The 1,714-nt window shown below is 69.5% G+C and carries 1 protein-coding gene; it reads left to right on the top strand.

Annotated elements, in window-relative coordinates; all coding sequences use genetic code 11:
* The coding region (locus G6026_RS09005) for an acyl-CoA dehydrogenase (protein WP_182612962.1) at positions 1 to 1,690 on the top strand (1,690 nt) is incomplete at its 5' end.
* Positions 1,691 to 1,714 lie beyond the last annotated feature (24 nt).

Genomic DNA, 1,714 nt, shown 5'->3' with positions numbered 1-1,714 from the left:
CGGCGTGCAGTGGGGCCTGTTCGGCGGGGCCATCGCGAACCTCGGGAACGCCGAGACCCGCTCCACGTACCTGCCGGACGTCATGTCGCTGGACCTGATGGGGTGCTTCGCCATGACCGAGCTCGGTGGCGGTTCGGACGTGCAGAACCTCGAGACCACCGCGACCTTCGACCGCGAGACGGGCGAGTTCGTCGTCCACTCCCCCACTCCGAGCTCGGAGAAGTGGTACATCGGGAACGCCGCCCGTGACGGTTCCATGGCCGCCGTCTTCGCCCAGCTCATCACGCATGACGAGGAGGGCGAGGAGGTTCACCACGGGGTCCACTGCCTGCTGGTGCCGATCCGGGACGAGGACGGGAACGACCTGCCGGGCGTCACCACCACCGACCACGGCCACAAGGGCGGCCTGCTGGGCGTGGACAACGGCAAGATCATGTTCGACCACGTCCGGGTGCCCCGCGAGGCGCTCCTCGACCGGTTCGGCGCCGTGGACGCCGAGGGTCGGTACTCGTCGCCCATCGATTCGGTCGGTGCCCGCTTCTTCACGATGCTCGGAACGCTGATCCGCGGCCGCGTGTCGGTGGGTGCGGCCGCCGGTGCCACCGCCCGGACCGCGCTGGCCCTGGCGGTGCGGTACTCGCTGATCCGCCGCCAGTTCGACCACCCCGAGACGGGCAAGGGGATCCCGCTGCTGGAGTACCGCGAGCACCAGCGGCGCTTGATGCCGCGGATCGCCCGCGCGTACGCCTACGCGTGCGCCCAGAACGCGATCGTCGCCGACCTGCACGACTTCGAGAAGAACCCGGATGCGTTCGACGCCGAACGTCGGCGCGAGATGGAGTCCCACGCCGCGGGCATCAAGGCCACGGTGACGGGGTTCGCCAACGACACCATCATCGAGGCCCGCCTCGCGTGCGGCGGTGCCGGGTACATGTCCGAGAACCTGCTCACCGAGATGCGCAAGGACTGCGACGTCTTCTCCACGTTCGAGGGCGACAACGTGGTGCTCACGCAGTTGGTGGCCAAGGAGCTGCTCGGCGCCTACGCCGCGGAGTTCGGGGACATGGACCAGCGCGAGACCGTGGCCTTCGCGCTCACCACCGCGGTGGACGTGGTGCAGGAGAAGGCGCGTGCGTCGACGCTGTGGCAGAAGCTCATCGACACGGTGACGGACCGGGAGAACACCGACCTGCTCGACCGCGCCAACCAGCTGGAGCTGCTGGTCGACCGGGAGGAGCATCTGTTGGAGACCGTCGCACGCCGCCTGCGCAAGGCCCAGGGGGAGGACGGTTCGGCGGCGTTCAAGGTGTTCAACTCGGCGCAGGATCACATGCTGCAGGCCGGACGCGCCCACATGGACAGCTGGGTGTTCGCCCGCTTCGCCGAGGCCGTGGACGCCTGCGAGGACCCGGAGGCCAAGGAGGTCTTGGGGACGCTGTGCGATCTGTACGTCCTGGACATCGTGGACCGCGACAAGGGCTGGTTCCTCGAGCACAACCGTCTGACGACCGAGCGCACCAAGGCCGCGACCGCCGCCCGCAACCGCCTGTGCACCAAGCTCGCGGGCAAGGCGCGGACCCTGGTGGACGCGTTCGCGATCCCCGAGTTCGTCTTCGACGTCCCGATGCTCACCGACGGCGGGGTGGACGCCCCGCTCGAGACCACATCGGGAGCCGGCGAGCGCGACTGACGGGCCGCCGGCCGCAGATCCCGG

The sequence above is a fragment of the Dietzia sp. DQ11-38-2 genome (assembly GCF_014145055.1).
Taxonomy (GTDB): domain Bacteria; phylum Actinomycetota; class Actinomycetes; order Mycobacteriales; family Mycobacteriaceae; genus Dietzia.
Note: the sequence above shows the minus strand (reverse complement) of the source record. Positions and strands in the feature narration are given on the sequence as shown.